16 protein-coding genes are annotated in these 15,769 nt (G+C 60.0%); 9 read left to right on the top strand and 7 right to left on the bottom strand.

What is annotated here, in order from left to right:
- The 3 genes from HHJ19_RS10865 to nirB form a co-directional block, all read right to left on the bottom strand.
- Positions 1 to 1,330: molybdopterin-dependent oxidoreductase (locus tag HHJ19_RS10865; RefSeq protein ID WP_296907093.1), on the bottom strand; the 1,330-nt coding region annotated here is incomplete at its 3' end.
- Positions 1,331 to 1,338: 8 nt separating this feature from the next.
- Positions 1,339 to 1,725 (bottom strand): nitrite reductase small subunit NirD, encoded by a 387-nt coding sequence (gene nirD, locus HHJ19_RS10860; protein WP_296907095.1) that lies wholly within the window; start codon positions 1,723 to 1,725, stop codon positions 1,339 to 1,341.
- Between the two features lie 160 nt (positions 1,726 to 1,885).
- Positions 1,886 to 4,327: a nitrite reductase large subunit NirB gene (gene nirB, locus HHJ19_RS10855; RefSeq protein WP_296907090.1), complete on the bottom strand. Its 2,442-nt coding sequence runs from the start codon at positions 4,325 to 4,327 to the stop codon at positions 1,886 to 1,888.
- 458 nt (positions 4,328 to 4,785) lie between these two features.
- Here nirB and HHJ19_RS10850 point away from each other — a divergent pair, with 458 nt between their 5' ends.
- From HHJ19_RS10850 to HHJ19_RS10830, 5 genes are all read left to right on the top strand, one after another.
- Positions 4,786 to 5,007 (top strand): hypothetical protein, encoded by a 222-nt coding sequence (locus HHJ19_RS10850; protein WP_296907087.1) that lies wholly within the window; start codon positions 4,786 to 4,788, stop codon positions 5,005 to 5,007.
- Positions 5,008 to 5,072: 65 nt separating this feature from the next.
- Positions 5,073 to 5,198, top strand: coding sequence for a hypothetical protein (locus HHJ19_RS10845; RefSeq protein ID WP_296907084.1), 126 nt, complete (start codon positions 5,073 to 5,075; stop codon positions 5,196 to 5,198).
- 395 nt (positions 5,199 to 5,593) lie between these two features.
- Positions 5,594 to 5,767, top strand: a complete 174-nt coding sequence (locus HHJ19_RS10840) for a nucleotidyltransferase domain-containing protein (RefSeq protein WP_296907082.1) — start codon at positions 5,594 to 5,596, stop codon at positions 5,765 to 5,767.
- Positions 5,768 to 6,042: 275 nt separating this feature from the next.
- Positions 6,043 to 6,423 carry a hypothetical protein gene (locus tag HHJ19_RS10835; RefSeq protein WP_296907079.1) on the top strand — a complete coding sequence of 127 codons (381 nt, stop codon included), beginning with the start codon at positions 6,043 to 6,045 and terminating at the stop codon, positions 6,421 to 6,423.
- Positions 6,424 to 7,168: 745 nt separating this feature from the next.
- Positions 7,169 to 7,609 (top strand): CBS domain-containing protein, encoded by a 441-nt coding sequence (locus tag HHJ19_RS10830; RefSeq protein WP_296907076.1) that lies wholly within the window; start codon positions 7,169 to 7,171, stop codon positions 7,607 to 7,609.
- 41 nt (positions 7,610 to 7,650) lie between these two features.
- On the opposite strand, the gene HHJ19_RS10825 is transcribed toward HHJ19_RS10830, so the two are convergent.
- The 4 genes from HHJ19_RS10825 to HHJ19_RS10810 form a co-directional block, all read right to left on the bottom strand.
- Positions 7,651 to 8,490 carry an ABC transporter ATP-binding protein gene (locus tag HHJ19_RS10825; RefSeq protein WP_296907073.1) on the bottom strand — a complete coding sequence of 280 codons (840 nt, stop codon included), beginning with the start codon at positions 8,488 to 8,490 and terminating at the stop codon, positions 7,651 to 7,653.
- Between the two features lie 27 nt (positions 8,491 to 8,517).
- Complete coding sequence (ntrB, locus tag HHJ19_RS10820; RefSeq protein WP_296907070.1) at positions 8,518 to 9,474, bottom strand: nitrate ABC transporter permease; 957 nt, start codon at positions 9,472 to 9,474, stop codon at positions 8,518 to 8,520.
- Between the two features lie 58 nt (positions 9,475 to 9,532).
- Positions 9,533 to 10,777, bottom strand: coding sequence for a CmpA/NrtA family ABC transporter substrate-binding protein (locus HHJ19_RS10815; RefSeq protein ID WP_296907066.1), 1,245 nt, complete (start codon positions 10,775 to 10,777; stop codon positions 9,533 to 9,535).
- Positions 10,778 to 11,176: 399 nt separating this feature from the next.
- The gene (locus HHJ19_RS10810; protein WP_296907064.1) at positions 11,177 to 11,809 is read right to left on the bottom strand and encodes an ANTAR domain-containing protein; all 633 of its coding nucleotides are present in this window, start codon (positions 11,807 to 11,809) and stop codon (positions 11,177 to 11,179) included.
- Between the two features lie 220 nt (positions 11,810 to 12,029).
- Here HHJ19_RS10810 and HHJ19_RS10805 point away from each other — a divergent pair, with 220 nt between their 5' ends.
- The 4 genes from HHJ19_RS10805 to HHJ19_RS10790 all read left to right on the top strand — a co-directional run.
- Positions 12,030 to 13,721, top strand: coding sequence for a hypothetical protein (locus HHJ19_RS10805; RefSeq protein WP_296907061.1), 1,692 nt, complete (start codon positions 12,030 to 12,032; stop codon positions 13,719 to 13,721).
- Complete coding sequence (locus HHJ19_RS10800; protein WP_296907058.1) at positions 13,718 to 14,065, top strand: hypothetical protein; 348 nt, start codon at positions 13,718 to 13,720, stop codon at positions 14,063 to 14,065. Before HHJ19_RS10805 ends, HHJ19_RS10800 begins: the two co-directional genes overlap by 4 nt.
- 81 nt (positions 14,066 to 14,146) lie before the next feature.
- Positions 14,147 to 15,208 (top strand): tRNA (adenosine(37)-N6)-threonylcarbamoyltransferase complex transferase subunit TsaD, encoded by a 1,062-nt coding sequence (tsaD, locus tag HHJ19_RS10795; protein ID WP_296907056.1) that lies wholly within the window; start codon positions 14,147 to 14,149, stop codon positions 15,206 to 15,208.
- A 99-nt stretch (positions 15,209 to 15,307) separates the two neighbouring features.
- On the top strand, positions 15,308 to 15,769 hold a 462-nt coding region (locus tag HHJ19_RS10790; protein ID WP_296907053.1), incomplete at its 3' end, for an ABC transporter substrate-binding protein.

Genomic DNA, 15,769 nt, shown 5'->3' with positions numbered 1-15,769 from the left:
CAAAGGCTTCCTGCACGATCACCAGTTCGGCGCGCTCGAGTGCGCGGCGCACCAGTGCCTGGTCGGGCATGGACTGGGCCGGGTTGGTGCAGGCAATCCAGAGCGCCCTGATTTCGCCGTCGGCGGCGGCCTGGAACATCTCGACAGCGGTTTTGCCCAGCTTTTCGGGTACGCTGGGAACGCCCCAAAGCGCGGCAACTTCCGCACGGTGCCCGGCGTTGGCCAGGTCGCGGTGGCCGCTCAGGAGGTTCGCCATGCCGCCGACTTCACGTCCGCCCATGGCATTGGGCTGACCGGTCAGCGAAAACGGTCCGGCGCCGGCTTTGCCGATCTGCGCGGTCGCCAGGTGCAGGTTGATCAGCGCCGCGTTGTTGGCCGTGCCGCTGCTCGACTGGTTCAGGCCCTGGCAATACAGGCTGAGCGTGGCGGTCGAGGTGGCAAACAACCTCGCGGCAGCAAACAACTCGTCTTTTTTTATGCCGCAGGTCTCGGCCACCAGGTCGGGCGTGTAGTCGCGCACCGTGGTCTTGAGTTCGTCAAAGCCGCTGGTATGCGCGGCAATCCAGGCGCTGTTGGTCCAGCCTTCCCACAGCATGATGTGCAGCATGCCGTTAAAAAGCGACACGTCGGTGCCGGGCTGGATCTGCAGAAAGAGGTCGGCAATCTCGGCGGTATCGGTGCGCCGGGGATCGCAATAAATGATCTTCAGCGCCGGGTTGGCCGCCTTGGCGTCTTCAATGCGCCGGAAAAGAATCGGGTGGGCATAGGCCGTGTTGCTGCCGGCAATGAAGATGCATTGTGCGTGGTTCAGGTCGTCGTAGCAGCTCGGCGGCGCGTCGGCGCCCAGCGTTTGCTTGTAGCCCGCCACCGCGCTGCTCATGCACAGGCGCGAGTTGCTGTCGATATTGTTGGTGCCGATCAGGCCTTTGGCGAGCTTGTTGAAGACGTAATAGTCTTCGGTGAGCAGCTGGCCGGAAATATAAAAACCCACGGCATCGGGACCGTGGTCGCGGATGATTTGCGCAAAGCTTTCGCTGGCGAAATCGAGGGCGCTGTCCCAGGAGATTCGCTTGGCGGCTTCGTGCCGGTGTTCGCGGCGCATCGGGTACAGAAGTCGGGTTTGCCGGTTGACGGATGCTGATGCGGTGAGCGCCAGCGTGGAGCCCTTGGTGCAGAGGCGGCCGAAATTGGCCGGATGGTCCGGGTCACCCCTGACGCCGGTAATCTCGCTGCCACGAGACTCGATGACGACACCACAGCCGACGCCGCAGTAGGGGCAGGTGGACCGCGTTTCCTTTAACCCGGCATGAAGCGCTGCATCAACAGTCATGTGCGCACTCACCCGTGCGCCAGTGCTTTGCCGGCGGCGCCGGCCATTACGGGCTCTTGGTGGAGCGCCAGCGTGGCCAGCTCGGTCGCGTCCAGGTGTACCTGGCCATGTTGGACATGAACGCTGAATTTTTGAGTACAGCCCTCGTCAGGCGCCCTGGCGCAGCCGCCTTCAAGGTCAATGGTCCAGTTGTGCAGCGGACATGCCACGCTGCTGCCAAACACAATACCCTGGCTCAACGGTCCGCCCTTGTGCGGACAGCGGTCCAGCAGGGCAAACACATCATCCCGGTCGTTGCGGAACACCGCCACATCCATGCCGTGCGGGCGCGAAACCCGGCGCGAGCCAAGCACCGGAATGTCGGTGACCAGGCAGACTTTTTTCCACTCATTCATGCTTGCTCCTTGTTGATCCGAGAGTGCGGCGTAAAGCCTGGTCGCGCGGTCCATCACCCGCGACAGGTCTTCGCTGCTCACAATGCCTACCCCGGCGCTGGCGCCTGCTGCCGGGCGATGACGGCCAGGCCACGGAATGTGCGGTGATCGAGCCGGGCGGTCATGCGGTGATCGCCGTGAACTGGCGGGTGTCCACCGCCGCCTTGGCCGATTCGAACCAGGGATCAGGCTCGCCGTCCACGCTGAACTGCAGCCGCTCCCACAAGGTTTTGCGGCCTTCATGGTCGTCCAGGATTTTCTTTTTGACATGGTCAAGGCCGACGCGGCTGATGTAGTGCACCGTGCGCTCCAGGTACCAGCCTTCTTCGCGGTAAAGTTGCAAAAATGCGCCAGCGTATTCCAGCACCTCGGCCGCCGTCTTGACCTTGACGAAGAACTGCGCCACCTCGGTTTTGATGCCACCGTTTCCGCCGACGTAGATTTCCCAACCCGAATCGACTCCGATTACGCCGACATCCTTGATGCCGGATTCGGCGCAGTTGCGCGGGCAGCCGCTGACCGCCAGCTTGACCTTGTGCGGCGAGTACATGGCCCACAGTGCGTGCTCCAGATCCTTGCCCATCTGCGTGCTGTCCTGTGTGCCGAAGCGGCACCATTCGCTGCCGACACAAGTTTTCACGGTACGCAAGGCCTTGGCATAGGCCAGGCCCGAAGGCATGCCCAGGTCTTTCCACACGGCCTGCAGGTCTTCCTTCTTGACGCCCAGCATGTCGATGCGCTGGCCGCCGGTGACCTTCACCGTGGGAATCTTGAATTTGTCTGCCGTGTTGGCGATGCGGCGCAGCTCGTCAGGCGTGACGTGACCGCCCCACATGCGCGGAATAACCGAGTAGGTGCCGTCTTTCTGGATGTTGGCGTGGCTGCGTTCGTTGATGTAGCGGCTTTGCGGATCGTCTTTCGCTTCCTTGGGCCAGGTCGAGATCAGGTAGTAATTGACGGCAGGGCGGCAGCTGGCGCAGCCGTTGGGGGTACGCCATTCAAGGAAGCTGAAGGTGTCGGCAATCGTCAGCAGCTTGTTGGCTTTGATGGCGTTGCGCACTTCCTGGTGGCTGCGCTCGCTGCAGCCGCACAAGGCCTTGTTCTTGGGCGTGGGCGAGTAGTCGCCGCCGGCGGTGAACATCAGGATCTGCTCGACCAGCCCGGTGCAGGAGCCGCACGACGCGCTGGCCTTGGTGTGCTTTTTCACCTCGTCCAGCGTGAACAGACCTTTGTCCTTGATTGCCTTGCAAATCGCGCCTTTGGTGACGCCGTTACAGCCGCAGACCTCATCGGTATCCAGCATGGCGGCGGCCTTGTTGTGGCCTTCGTGACCCGCGTCGCCGATGTTGGATTCGCCAAACATCAGCCTTTCGCGGATATCGCCAATGCTGCGGCCGTCGCGCAACAGCTTGAAGTAGTAGCTGCCATCCACGGTGTCACCGTAGAGGCAGGCGCCGATCAGCTTGTCGCCCTTGATGACCAGCTTCTTGTAAACGCCGCCAAACGGGTCGCTCATCAGGATTTCTTCAGTGCCTTCGCCGCCCATGAACTCGCCCGCACTGAACAGGTCAATGCCGGTGACCTTGAGTTTGGTGGAGGTGAGCGAGCCGGTGTAGCGGCCGATGCCGAGTTGTGCCAGGTGGTTGGCCGCCACCTTGGCCTGCTCGAACAGCGGCGCTACCAGGCCGTAGGCAATACCGCGGTGCGCCGCGCATTCGCCGACCGAGTAGATGCGGGCATCGGTGGTGGTTTGCATGGTGTCGCTGACCACAATGCCCTTGTTGCAATAGAGGCGCATGGACTCGGCCAGCGTGGTGTTGGGTCGGATGCCCACGGCCATCACCACCAGGTCGGTCGCCAGTTCAGTGCCGTCCTTGAACCGGATGGCGCTCACGCGCTGACCGTCTTCGCCGCCACCGCCCATCAGCTCCTGGGTCTGCGCGCCCATGAGGAATTTCAGGCCCCGGTCTTCCAGGGATTTTTGCAGCAGCTTGCCAGCCACGCTGTCGAGCTGACGCTCCATCAGCGTCGGCATGACGTGCACCACGCTGACGTTCATGCCGCGCAGCATCAGGCCGTTGGCCGCTTCCAGGCCGAGCAGGCCGCCGCCGATCACCACAGCATTGCTGTACTTGGTGGCAGTTTCAATCATCTCGCTGGTGTCGGCAATGTCGCGGTAGGCGATCACGCCCTTCAGGTCCTTGCCAGGCACGGGCAGAATGAACGGATTGGAGCCGGTGCACATCAGCAGGCGGTCATATTCTTCTTCAGTCCCGTCTTCGGCGCGCACCACGCGCCTGACACGGTCCACCTCCACCACTTTTTTGCCGGCATGCAAGGTGATGTGGTGGTCCTTGTACCAGTCCCAGGAGTTGAGGACGATCTCGTCCAGCGTCTGCTCTCCGGCGAGCACGGGCGACAGCAATATGCGGTTGTAGTTGGGATGGGGCTCGGCGCCGAAAACGGTGATGTCATAGAGATCGGGGGCCACCTTGAGCAATTCCTCAAGGGTGCGCACGCCTGCCATGCCATTGCCGATCATCACCAGTTTTGATTTTTTCATGATGGCTACTCCAGATTTTTACAGGGTTGGATGGGCGCAAGCCTCATGCCGGAAGGGGTGAAGAGACGCCTGTGAACACTAAAACGGAGCGGGGTGTTGCAGGGTGAAAGCGGCGCCGTGGTCCGGCGGGAGCCTGCGGTCACGGCTCCAGGCATGGCGCTACCCATTGCGGCGCGCGGCATCCCGGTACTCGGGGGGGTGCCAGCAGCCACGGTGGGCGATGGCGAAATAAGGGTCAGCATGATGCTCTCTCCTGGCTGCAGGTAACCCGGTCATGACACCGGCATGAGACACACCCATACGCAGATCGTCATGCGCAAACCTGCAGTGCTATCGCTAGGGTCGGGCGCTCCGTTACGCCCGAGCAAGTTATGCAAGAGGTATGCCAGATCATGGATGCTTGTGGCGCGCAACTTGCGCGCTGAACAGCCCAATCTCCCCTTAAGCATTAATTTTTTATGTCCACCGCGCGCGTACATTTGAATGGGCCGAAAAGCGCGCATCCGCTGCTGTCCAACCTGGAGGCCGCAGGTATCCAGGTGCTTGCTGTTGTCGATGACGCCAGCCGGCTGGCGCGGGAAGTGGTTCGCCCCGGTAAGGCCTTGTTCCGGGTCACGCAGGCGATTGCTGGAAACCGTGCCACGTCCCGTCATTGTGTTCACCAGCGACGGCGATGCTGATCACGTCATGCGTGCCACCGAGTCGCGCATTCATGCCTCCGTGATCAGCGGCGGCGGGGCGGCAAATGCTGGAGGGCGCCGAAGACGCCCGGTGGTCTTCTGGCGGGGCGCAGCTGGCACGGCTGCAAGCCCTGGCCGAGGCTGGCGAAGGCTTGCTCGATGTCTTCGAGCAGTCGTGGGCTTACTGCTGAAAACAGCAGGCAAACGCTGGTGGGGAACTAGCCAGCCCGTGATTTGCTGTGGCGCACCAAAATTGAGCACGAAACTCCCTTATGGTGGTGCATGGCCTTTTTGGAACCGACATTGTCTCCCTGATTCATCGCGACATCGAGCCGGCCAACCTGCATCAGAACGGAGACGGCGTACTGCGACTGTTTGACCCCGGCCGTGGCATCAAGCGGACGCGAGCCCGAAGCGAAAATAAGCATTGAACAGGGCGCTAGTCCAATAGATACGGTCGGAGTAAGCTATGAATTAAATAGCAAATAAAGTGCTTGGCCTTACCGGCTTTTCGGGCGCGCCGCGCTGCATTTTCAATTTTGCGTTTGGCAAGAACTTGCTTGATAGTTCATGTACAAATGTCTTTTTGACCCGTCAGATGCCCGGCATTGGCGCACTGAGCGAATGGGATGGCGTAGTGCATCTGGAACTGTTTGGCTCGGCAGCGGGCTCCAAATTCATTCCTGATTCCAGCGATATTGACTTCCTGGTTGAACTGACCGCGCGAACCCGCGGGTTCTCGCGGCCGGCAATCAATTGAGCCGGCCGAAACGTTGGAGAAGTTATGGGGTTGCCATGTCGATCTGGTACATCCCCGATACATCCGCGCGCCCCTTTTTTCGCAAGCCGACAACAACAGCTGAACTTTCATCCGACCGGCAAAACGCCCAAACTGATGGTTGATGGCGGGTAACTAGAGGTTGTCTGACAGTGTCGCAGTCTCTTGGACCACGCGAACGGCGTGGTGTGGGATTTAGAGTGATATTGCAGTAGGCGTAACGCTCGTCTACGCGTTAACTTATCCAAGGAGCGCATATGAATTCACCTATTATTCAGCCGGTAAGCTTAAAACCTGTCGACCCGGACCTTGTCGAGCAGGCGGTGCCTGGCCACGGTGTTCCGTCCCAGGATCCCAGCCCTGCGGCTCAGGTTGCTCTCGATCCCAAGGAAGCCGAGCGGGAGTCAAAGTCCGTCCTGGTCGGAGGCGGTTTGGTCGCAGGTTCTGCTGCAGGTGCAGCCGTTGGTGCCGCAGTGGCTGGTCCGGTCGGTGTATTGGTCGGCGGTGCGCTTGGGGCTGCCGTCGGCGTGATTGGCGGCGCCGGCGCTGGCAAGCTGGTAAATCCGGAAGGCACGGCCAGTGCTGACGACGTGGACAAAAATGCCGAAAACACCCATCGCGGTGTTCCCCCACGCTGACCCACCTTGCAATCCAGAAACTGTAGGACTTGGGTCGGCTTGGGTCCGCTTGAGTGCGGTTAATCGCGGTTGAATGCGATCGACCGGATTGACGTCTTTCTTTCGAGGACGCAACGGGCTTGATCAAACGCTTGCAACAGCCGGCCAGGCAAGGCGCCAGAGGCCACATCGCCAGACCAATGACGCCGACAAAGGACCAAGTAAATCAGGCTGAAGGTCCAGCCGTCTTTTTCTAACAGGTGGGCGATGTGCTGGTGAACGGATGCGTGTTTTCCAGGGTCGCTGGTTCCCGGAAAAAGACGATCATGACCAGCATCGCTGCGGGAACCGGAAATCAGGCAATCAGGGCCGTTACATGCGCCGGTGCCGTGGGCGAAGTTCTGTATGCCGACCTTGATGGAAATGGTCTTGCACCTCACCGCGCTCATGGTCGAACACCTCGCCGGCCTTTACGGAGCAGCAGGCCAATGCCCGATATGGCGGAGGGCGAGCGCAAAACAGCCGGTACGGCAAGGCTGTTGCGTTCCTTGTCAACCCTGATTGCATCAACTCATCATGGCGCGTTTAACGACCTGCCCGTTGTCGGGCTGTTTTCCCGGCGCGGAGCGCTTGCCCTGAACGTTGCCCCAACATGCATGCGTGCCTGGCGCCGAAAAATTTGACTCGGCATGCAGTCCTATTGCATGCCGATGGCTATGGGTTGAAACTAATTCGTGCATATGCGTATTTTTTGAGGGAGCAAACCATGACCGCTGTCGCCGACATCCTGAAATCCAAAGCTGATCCCGCCGTCCACACCATCGCGCCGTTAACCTCGGTTTTCGATGCGCTTCAGCGCATGGCCGAGAAGGGTATCGGTGCGCTGTTGGTACTGGAGGGCGATGCCATTGTTGGCATCGTGACGGAGCGCGACTACGCGCGGAAAATCGTGCTCATGGGGCGAACCTCGGCGCTGACGCTGGTTCGCGATGTCATGACTTCTCCGGTGATGTTCGTCGGCCCCGCCCAGACCGGCGAGCAGTGCATGGCGCTGATGACGGACAACCGGCTGCGGCATCTTCCGGTGATCGACGACGGCAAGCTGGTCGGCCTCATTTCCATTGGGGATTTGGTAAAAAACATCATTTCAGAACAAAAATTTGTCATCGAACAACTGGAGCACTACATCACCGGCGATCGCGGCTGAGAAGGCGTCTTCACCGCCCTGTGCCTCGCGCGGGGCCTGCTTCAAGCCATCTTTTCCACATGGGCCTGGCGCGTATATAAAAAGTCGAGTACCGCCTTCCGGTATTGCTGGTAAGGCACGCTTGCCGCCAGCGCGACCCGGTTACGCGGGCGCGCCAAATCGACGCTGAGCACTTCGCCAATCGTGGCCGAAGGCCCGTTGGTCATCATCACGATCCGGTCGCTCAGCAGCACAGCTTCATCGACGTCGTGCGTCACCATCAACACCGTGCTCCTGGTGTTGGCCACGATCTGAAGCAGTTCGTCCTGCAGCTTGGCACGGGTCAGGGCATCCAGCGCGCCGAAGGGCTCGTCGAGCAGCAGCACCTGGGGCTCCATTGAAAGTGCCCGGGCAATACCGACGCGCTGCTTCATGCCGCCAGAGATTTCGCCCGGCCGCTTCTGGGCGGCCGGCGTCAAGCCGACCATCGCCAGCGCCGCATGGGTTCTGGCCTTGAGCTGTGCCTTGTTTTCGGTCGCGGCGAAGACGCGTTCCACCGCCAGGTAGACGTTCTCGAAACAGGTCAGCCAGGGCAGCAGCGAATGGTTTTGAAACACCACGGCACGCTCCGGGCCGGGACCGGCGATTTCGCGGTTGGCGCAGAGCAGAACGCCCTGAGTCGGCATGCTCAAGCCGGCAATCAGGTTGAGCAAGGTCGACTTGCCGCAGCCCGAATGGCCGATCAGGGCGACAAATTCTCCTTTGGCCACCGTGAGATTGATGTCCTTCAGGGCACAGAACGGCCCTTTTTTGGTCTTGAAGCTCTGGGCCACGCCCTGGATGTCGATGTATCTGGGGCTTACCGAAGCATTTGAGGTGTTTAAGGTGTTTGCGTTATTCATGGTGATGGTCCTTTGCACGTCGGTCATTCAGCTTTTGACTTCTTCAAACGTGAACGCCGTGGCCAGCCGGATCAGCGCATATTCCAGCACCAGCCCGACAATGCCGATCACGAAAATCGCGATGATGATGTTCTTCACATTGAGGTTGTTCCATTCGTCCCAGACCCAGAAGCCAATGCCGACGCCGCCGGTCAGCATTTCGGCCGCCACGATCACCAGCCAGGCCGTGCCGACGGCCAGCCGCACGCCGGTCAGCATGTAGGGCAGCACGGAAGGAAAGAGGATTTTGGTGACGATCTTCCACTCTGACAGCTTGAGCACGCGGGCCACGTTCATGTAGTCCTGCGGCACCCGCTGCACGCCGACGGCGGTGTTGATGATCATGGGCCAGATCGAGCAGATAAAAATGGTCCAGATGGCCGCTGGATTGGCGCCCTTGAAAACCAGCAGGCCAATCGGCAGCCAGGCCAGTGGCGACACCGGGCGCAACAGGCTGATCAGCGGGTTGAACATACGGCTCAGGAACGAGAAGCGGCCAATCAGGAAACCGGCCGGAATGCCAACCAGTGCCGCCAACCCAAACCCCAGTGCCACGCGCTTGAGCGAAGAAAGAATGTTCCAGCCGATGCCCTGGTCATTCGGCCCCTTGCTGTAAAACGGATCGCTGAAGATCTGCACCGCCTGCCAGAACGTGTCCCGGGGTGACGGAATGCTGGCACCCGTCCCCATCGAAACCAGTTCCCACACCAGCACCAGCAGGCCCAGGCCCAGCACGGGCGGCAGGATGCTTTGCCAGAGAAATGAGGAATCCCACTGCGGCCGGCTGGGCTGTGTCGTCGGCAAATTAGCCGTTTTTATGTCTTTTTGCCTTGTAGTCCAGGTTTTATCGTTATGTTCTGCTATTAAAGTTGTAGCAATCTGCGCGCCTTTGTGAGCGGGCGGGGCGGCGGCCCCCTGCGGGCTGTGAAATATGGCACTGACCATGGCGTTACCTCTTCAAGTGGGGATGCAATGAAATTCCAGGGGTGTTTTGCAGGGCGCTTCAGGCGTGGATCTTGAAGCTGTCGGCGTATTTTTTCGGCTCCTTGCCGTCCCAGACCACGCCGTCAATCATCTTGCTGGTGCGCATCACGTCTCTCGGAACGCTGACCTTGGCGGCGGTTGCGGCCTGCTTGTAGATGTCGATCTGGTTGATCTGTTTGGCCACCGCGAGGTAATCGGGATGCTCCTTGATCAGGCCCCAGCGCTTGTGCTGCGTGATGAACCACATGCCGTCGGACAAATAGGGAAAATTGACCGCGCCGTCGTTGAAGAATTTCATGTAATTCGGGTCATCCCAGGTCTTGCCCATGCCGTTTTGGTAGCGCCCCAGAATGCGCTGGTTGATGGCGTCCACGCTGGTGTTGACGTAGCTCTTTTCGGCGATCGTTTCTGCCATCTTTTGCTTGTTGGCCAGGCTGGCGTCAATCCATTTGCCGGCTTCGAGGATGGCGGCGGTGACGGCGCGCGCGGTGTTCGGGTATTTCCTGGTGAACTCGGCGGTGGTTCCCAGCACCTTCTCCGGGTGGTCTTTCCAGATGTCCTGCGTCGTCACAGCGGGTACGCCTATCCCGTCGATGATGGCGCGGTGGCCCCAGGGTTCGCCCACGCAGAAGCCGTCCATATTGCCCACCCGCATGTTGGCCACCATTTGCGGCGGCGGCACGGTAATCACCTTGGCGTCTTTCATCGGATCGATGCCGTTGGCGGCCATCCAGTAGTACAGCCACATGGCGTGCGTGCCGGTGGGGAAGGTCTGGGCAAAGGTATATTCGCGTTTTTCGCTGGCCATCAGCCTGGCCAGGCCAGCGCCGTCAACAGCGCCCTTGTCGGCGATTTTCCTGGACAGCGTGATGGCCTGTCCGTTGTTGTTCAGGGTCATCAGCACGGCCATGTCCTTTTTCGGGCCGGCCGTTCCCATATGCACGCCATAAATCAGGCCGTAGAGCACATGGGCAAAGTCGAGTTCGCCGTTGACCAGCTTGTCGCGCACGCCGGCCCAGCTTGCTTCCTTGCTTGGAAGGATGGTGACGCCGTATTTCTTGTCTATGCCCAGCACTGAGGCCATCACCACCGAGGCGCAGTCGGTCAGCGGGATGAAGCCGATTTTCACTTCCTTTTTTTCTGGCGCATCGGAACCCTGGGCATAAACGGCGGCGCGCAGTGCCGGGCTGATGCCCACGGCACCCACGGCACCAGCTTGCAGGACGGTGCGGCGTGTCAGGGAAGACTTCAGCAGATCAGTCATGTCAGCGACTCCAGAAAATGAATAAAGCCAGCAAAAAAACAAAAAAAACGCTCGATCCTCGCAACCACCAATGTTTCGTGAATGCAGGGTGCGAACGCCTTTGTTCTTGCGGCAAAACGCGCTTCGCCGTTGAAGCTGTTCGCCGCGGGTCAGCTTTGACCCAGTCTTCAATTGGCAGCAAATGTTGTGCCAACTAAGGCTGGCGCGCCTGATTAATCCATTTTTGTATAAAAAACCCTCGCAGGTCCATATTTTCCGGCTTCTTTTAGCTATTATTATGATAGCAATTCGGGACTGGCCGGAAGGGTTGAATGCACGCCGGTGCAGCCGATCAGGCTTTGCACCTTATTTGTGCGCTGCACCATTCAAGGGGGGGCGGGTGACAGGGACCTGCAGCGCTTAGCCCAGCAGGTCCGCCAGATCGAGCATGCGCTGAGCGACTTCACCCAGGCGCAAGCCCTTGTCCATGGCGGCCTTGCGGAGCTTCTCATAGGCGACCTGCTCGGACAGGCCCTGGCGCTGCATCAGCAGGCCTTTGGCCCGCTCTATTATTTTTCGCTGATGCAGCTCGTTTTTGACGTTCGCCAGTTCGCGCCGCAAACCCTCTTCGTGTTCAAAGCGCGCTATCGCCACATCCAGAATGGGGCGTATGCGATCGGGTGACAGTCCGGCCACGATGTAGGCCGACACGCCAGCGGCGACGGCATCCCTGACATGGCTGGTGTCGTTGTCGTTGGTAAACAGCACAATCGGGCGCCGCGCATCGCGGGTGGCCATCACCACATGTTCCAGGCAGTCTCTGGCTTCGCTTTCAGCATCTACGATGATCATGTCAGGCTGTAGCTGGGCCAGGCGTTCGTCCAGAAAGGTGTCAGCCGGCAACACCGCGACGATGTTGTAGCCGTTTTCGAGCAGGCCAATGCGCAGCTGGCGCGACCTTTCGGCCAGCTCCCGGGCATGTGCATCGGCAGTCACGGATTCCACCAGATCCGGGGCAATGACGACGAGGCGCAGGGACTGGGACGGAGTCATGAACAAATTGATGCAAAATCCGTGCCATTAAAGGGCAGAGCCTTTGCGCCTGTCATCGGTCCCCGGGGCGTCATGCGCCATTCCCGCAGTCCATGAATTTGGGCGGGGCAGTACCGCATTTCCTTACATCTGTTTTCGGGAATACCATCTGCTCCTCCGTGCGGTGGCGCGTTTAGCACCGCTGACATGACGTCGCGTTCGATCTTCAAAAGAGTGGCAGATGAATCTGAAGCAAAAATCCAGGAATTACCTGTTCAGCCCGCTTTTCTGTCTGGCTTTGGCGTCCTGCGGTGGCGGGGGTGGTCCTGCTCCTGCAGCCTCTCAATCGCCTTCGGCGGCACTGGTGCCAGACTGCAGCGGCGCTGGCTGTGGTGCCGTCGATGGCAATTCTTACAGCGGCACAGGCATTGGCGTTTGGCGCTACAGCAACAGTTCGGGCGCTGCTGCAACGCTCGATATCAATATCTCCGGGGTTGCGGCGGGAAAAGTCGCCACACTGGTTTTTTCCAACGGCTCCGAGGCCTCCGCAACAACGCCGTCATCCGGCGTACTCGCGTCACCGGTAACCTCCTCGCCAGTCCTGGCAGATGCCAGTCCTTTTGCCGGATCGGGTGCAGAGCCACTCAATCATGACGATGCGCATGCGCAAATGCTTGAGAAAAACCGGGTGATTTCGGCTGGGCTGATTCGCTCCCGCCCTACGGCCACGCCCGATCTGCTGAGCAGCAATTCGGCGGCAGTGTCCCGCCTGTCGTTTGCGCCGGCCATCGGCACCTCCCGATCATGGATTGACAACTTTCCCGCGACGCCCGCGACCTACGCGGCGTCGGTGCAGTTTGTGTGCCCGCTGCCCGGTGGTCGTAATGTGGTGTGGTGGGTCGATCCAACCATCGTATCCTCGGGCAAGTTCACGGCGGCGGCGTGGTCGGCCGCATTGACCACCATGCAGGCGTCTTACTGCGGCAGCAACGGCGGGCTGGCCCAGATCAACACCTTGCTGGGCGATGTCTGGGGTTCTGCCGCTGCAAATTTCACCAATGTCATTCAGGACACGCCGGTGCAGGACATCAACGTCGTTTTGCTGAATGTTCCCGCCAGCAGTGCATGGTCGGGGTATTTTTTCGGTGGCAACAATCTGCTCAAAACTTCATCCGCGACTTCAAATGAAGCGCTGGCGTTTTTCATCAACGCTGACCAGATTAAGGTGGATCTCAATTTTGCAACCTCCACGCTCTTGCATGAGTCAACGCATATGGTGAACTTTTACCAGCGCACGGTGGCAAGAGGTGTTGCTCATGACACCTGGCTTGAAGAAACCTCGGCGATGATGACTGAGGACATTGTGGTACCGGCCGTTCTTGGTGGTTACAACAAGATTTTGAGCGTCCGCCTGCCGAGTTACCTGGTCACGGGCGGCAATGTCAGTTATGTCAATTGGCCGACGCTGGCGAACTCCGCACCCAACTACGCGATCGGTGGCGGTTTTGGCGCGTTCCTGAATCGCCGCTACGGCCTGTCTATTTACCAACAGTTGGTCACATCGTGCGCTGACGGCGTTCCCGCCACGCCTGCGTTAACGAGTTATGCCTGTCTGGAGCGGCTCATCAAGGCGGCCGGGGGCATCAGTTTTGGGGATGAATTCGCACGTTTTGGCGCAACTGTATTTGGCCAGCTGCCTGCGGTCGGCTCGCCCGCAGCTTACGGCTACCCCGGCACGGTTGCGGGCGCGTATCAGCTGCAAGCCAAAAACCTTGCTACCTTACCCATCGGCCCCGCCGCGCCACTGGCGTTGGGCTATGCCGCGACGTCGCATACCTATCGGCGCGATGTCGTTGGCGCCGGGAAAACCAGTTACGTGCGAAACGGTGTGGCGGTCCCCGCCAACACAACCCTGATGGTGATCATCAAATGAGAACGCCAAAAATCTTCTTCACCGCTATTGGCCCGCTGCGCGGGGTGCTGGCGCTTGTCTTGCTGGCGCTGGCCGCATGTGTCAACAGCGCCAGCGACCCAGCACCGGAAGCGGCTGACATCAGCATTGCAGGGAATTTAACGTTGAAAGGCTCGGAACCGGGTGCATGGTGGGCGGTGACAGACGATCAGGGGCGGGTCTGGAAAATCACCGCGCCGACATCCGCAGAGCTGGCATTGTTTCAGCAGGCGCAAAACCACCGGGTCAGCATTGAGGGAAATCGGCAGGGAAAATACCTGAACTTCGAGCAAATACAACCTTCACGCGTCATCATTGCGCCGTGAGCGCTGCCCCGGGAACTGCGTCGCTCGCTCGGGGCAACCCTCTGCCGCGCGTGCAGCGGCCCAAACCTTACACTTGGAGCAATGCTAGTCCTGGGAATTGAATCGAGTTGTGATGAAACGGGTGTCGCGCTGGTGGATACCGGCGGCAAGGCCGTGCCCCGTCTTCTGTCGCACGCTCTGTATAGCCAGATTGCCATGCACCAGCCTTTTGGGGGCGTGGTGCCAGAGCTGGCCAGCCGCGACCATATCCGGCGTGTGCTACCACTGACGCAGCAAGTCATGAAAGGCGGTCAGCGCTCGCTGGCCGAGGTCGATGTGGTGGCTTACACGCGTGGGCCCGGCCTGGCCGGTGCGCTGCTGGTGGGCGCCGGCGTGGCTTGTTCGCTGGCGGCTGCGCTGGGCAAGCCGGCAATCGGCGTGCACCATCTGGAGGGCCACCTGCTATCCCCGTTTCTGAGTGCCGATCCACCGGAGTTTCCCTTTGTGGCGCTGCTGGTTTCGGGCGGCCATACCCAGCTGATGCGTGTTGACCATGTTGGCAGCTACGAGCTGCTCGGCGAGGCCATCGATGATGCGGCCGGCGAGGCCTTTGACAAGTCAGCCAAACTGCTGGGCTTGCCGTATCCTGGCGGGCCGCATTTGGCGAAGCTGGCGCTGGCCGGTGACGGCACGGCGTTCAAGCTGCCCCGACCGCTGCTGCACAGCGGCAATCTTGATTTTTCATTCGCCGGCCTGAAAACCGCCGTGCTGACGCAGGCGAAAAAACTTGGTGATGAACTGGAAAGCCGCAAGGCCGATCTGGCCGCATCCACCCAGGCCGCGATTGTGGAAGTGCTGGTCAAGAAAACGCTGGCTGCCTTGTCGCAAACGGCGCTCAAGCGGCTGGTCGTGGCCGGCGGCGTGGGGGCCAATGCTTTGCTGCGCAGCCAGCTAAACGCCGCCTGCCAGCGGCGCGGCATTCGCGTGCATTATCCCGAGCTGGAGTTCTGCACCGACAACGGCGCAATGATCGCGCTGGCCGCCGGCATGCGGCTGCAGGCGGGGCTGGTAAATTTGCAAACGCTGCAGCGCGGCTACACCTTTGACGTGAAGCCGCGCTGGAATCTTGCAGAATTGCAACTCGAACCCGCCGCCGTCATTTGACGCTTTGACCAAGACCCCGCGTCTTTCAAGGCGACGGCTGCAAGCCATTTGGCCAGCTGTACCAACGATTTATTCAAACAAAAACGAAATGTCTGCTAGATGAAAAACCTCTTTAAACGCCCGGTTGCGGCCCTATGCCTGGGTGTCTCGCTGCTTGCCCAGGCCCAGCCAGCGGCGCAGCCACCGGTGCGGATAGCCCTCATCGAAAGTCTGTCCGGCGCGTTTGCCAACACTGGCGAAGCAGTGTTTCGCAACCTGGTGTGGGCAAGCGAACGCGTCAATGCGCGCGGCGGCGTCAAGCTCGCTGATGGCCAGCACAATCTGGCAATTGAACGCTATGACAGCAAGGGCCAGAACGAGGAAGCGCTGGCAGCCTTGCGCTCGGCGATTGACAACGGCGTGACCTTCATTGCGCAGGGCAATTCGTCGTCGGTTGCCGCCGCATTGATTGACGCCATCAACAAGCACAACGAGCGCGAACCGGGCAAGCGTGTGCTTTTTCTCAATTATTCGGCGGTTGACCCCATCTTGACGAATGAAAAATGCAGTTACTGGCATTTT

Origin of the sequence: Polaromonas sp., from assembly GCF_012927415.1 — a bacterium.
Classification (GTDB): domain Bacteria; phylum Pseudomonadota; class Gammaproteobacteria; order Burkholderiales; family Burkholderiaceae_C; genus Polaromonas.
This window is presented reverse-complemented; position numbering and strand designations above follow the sequence as displayed.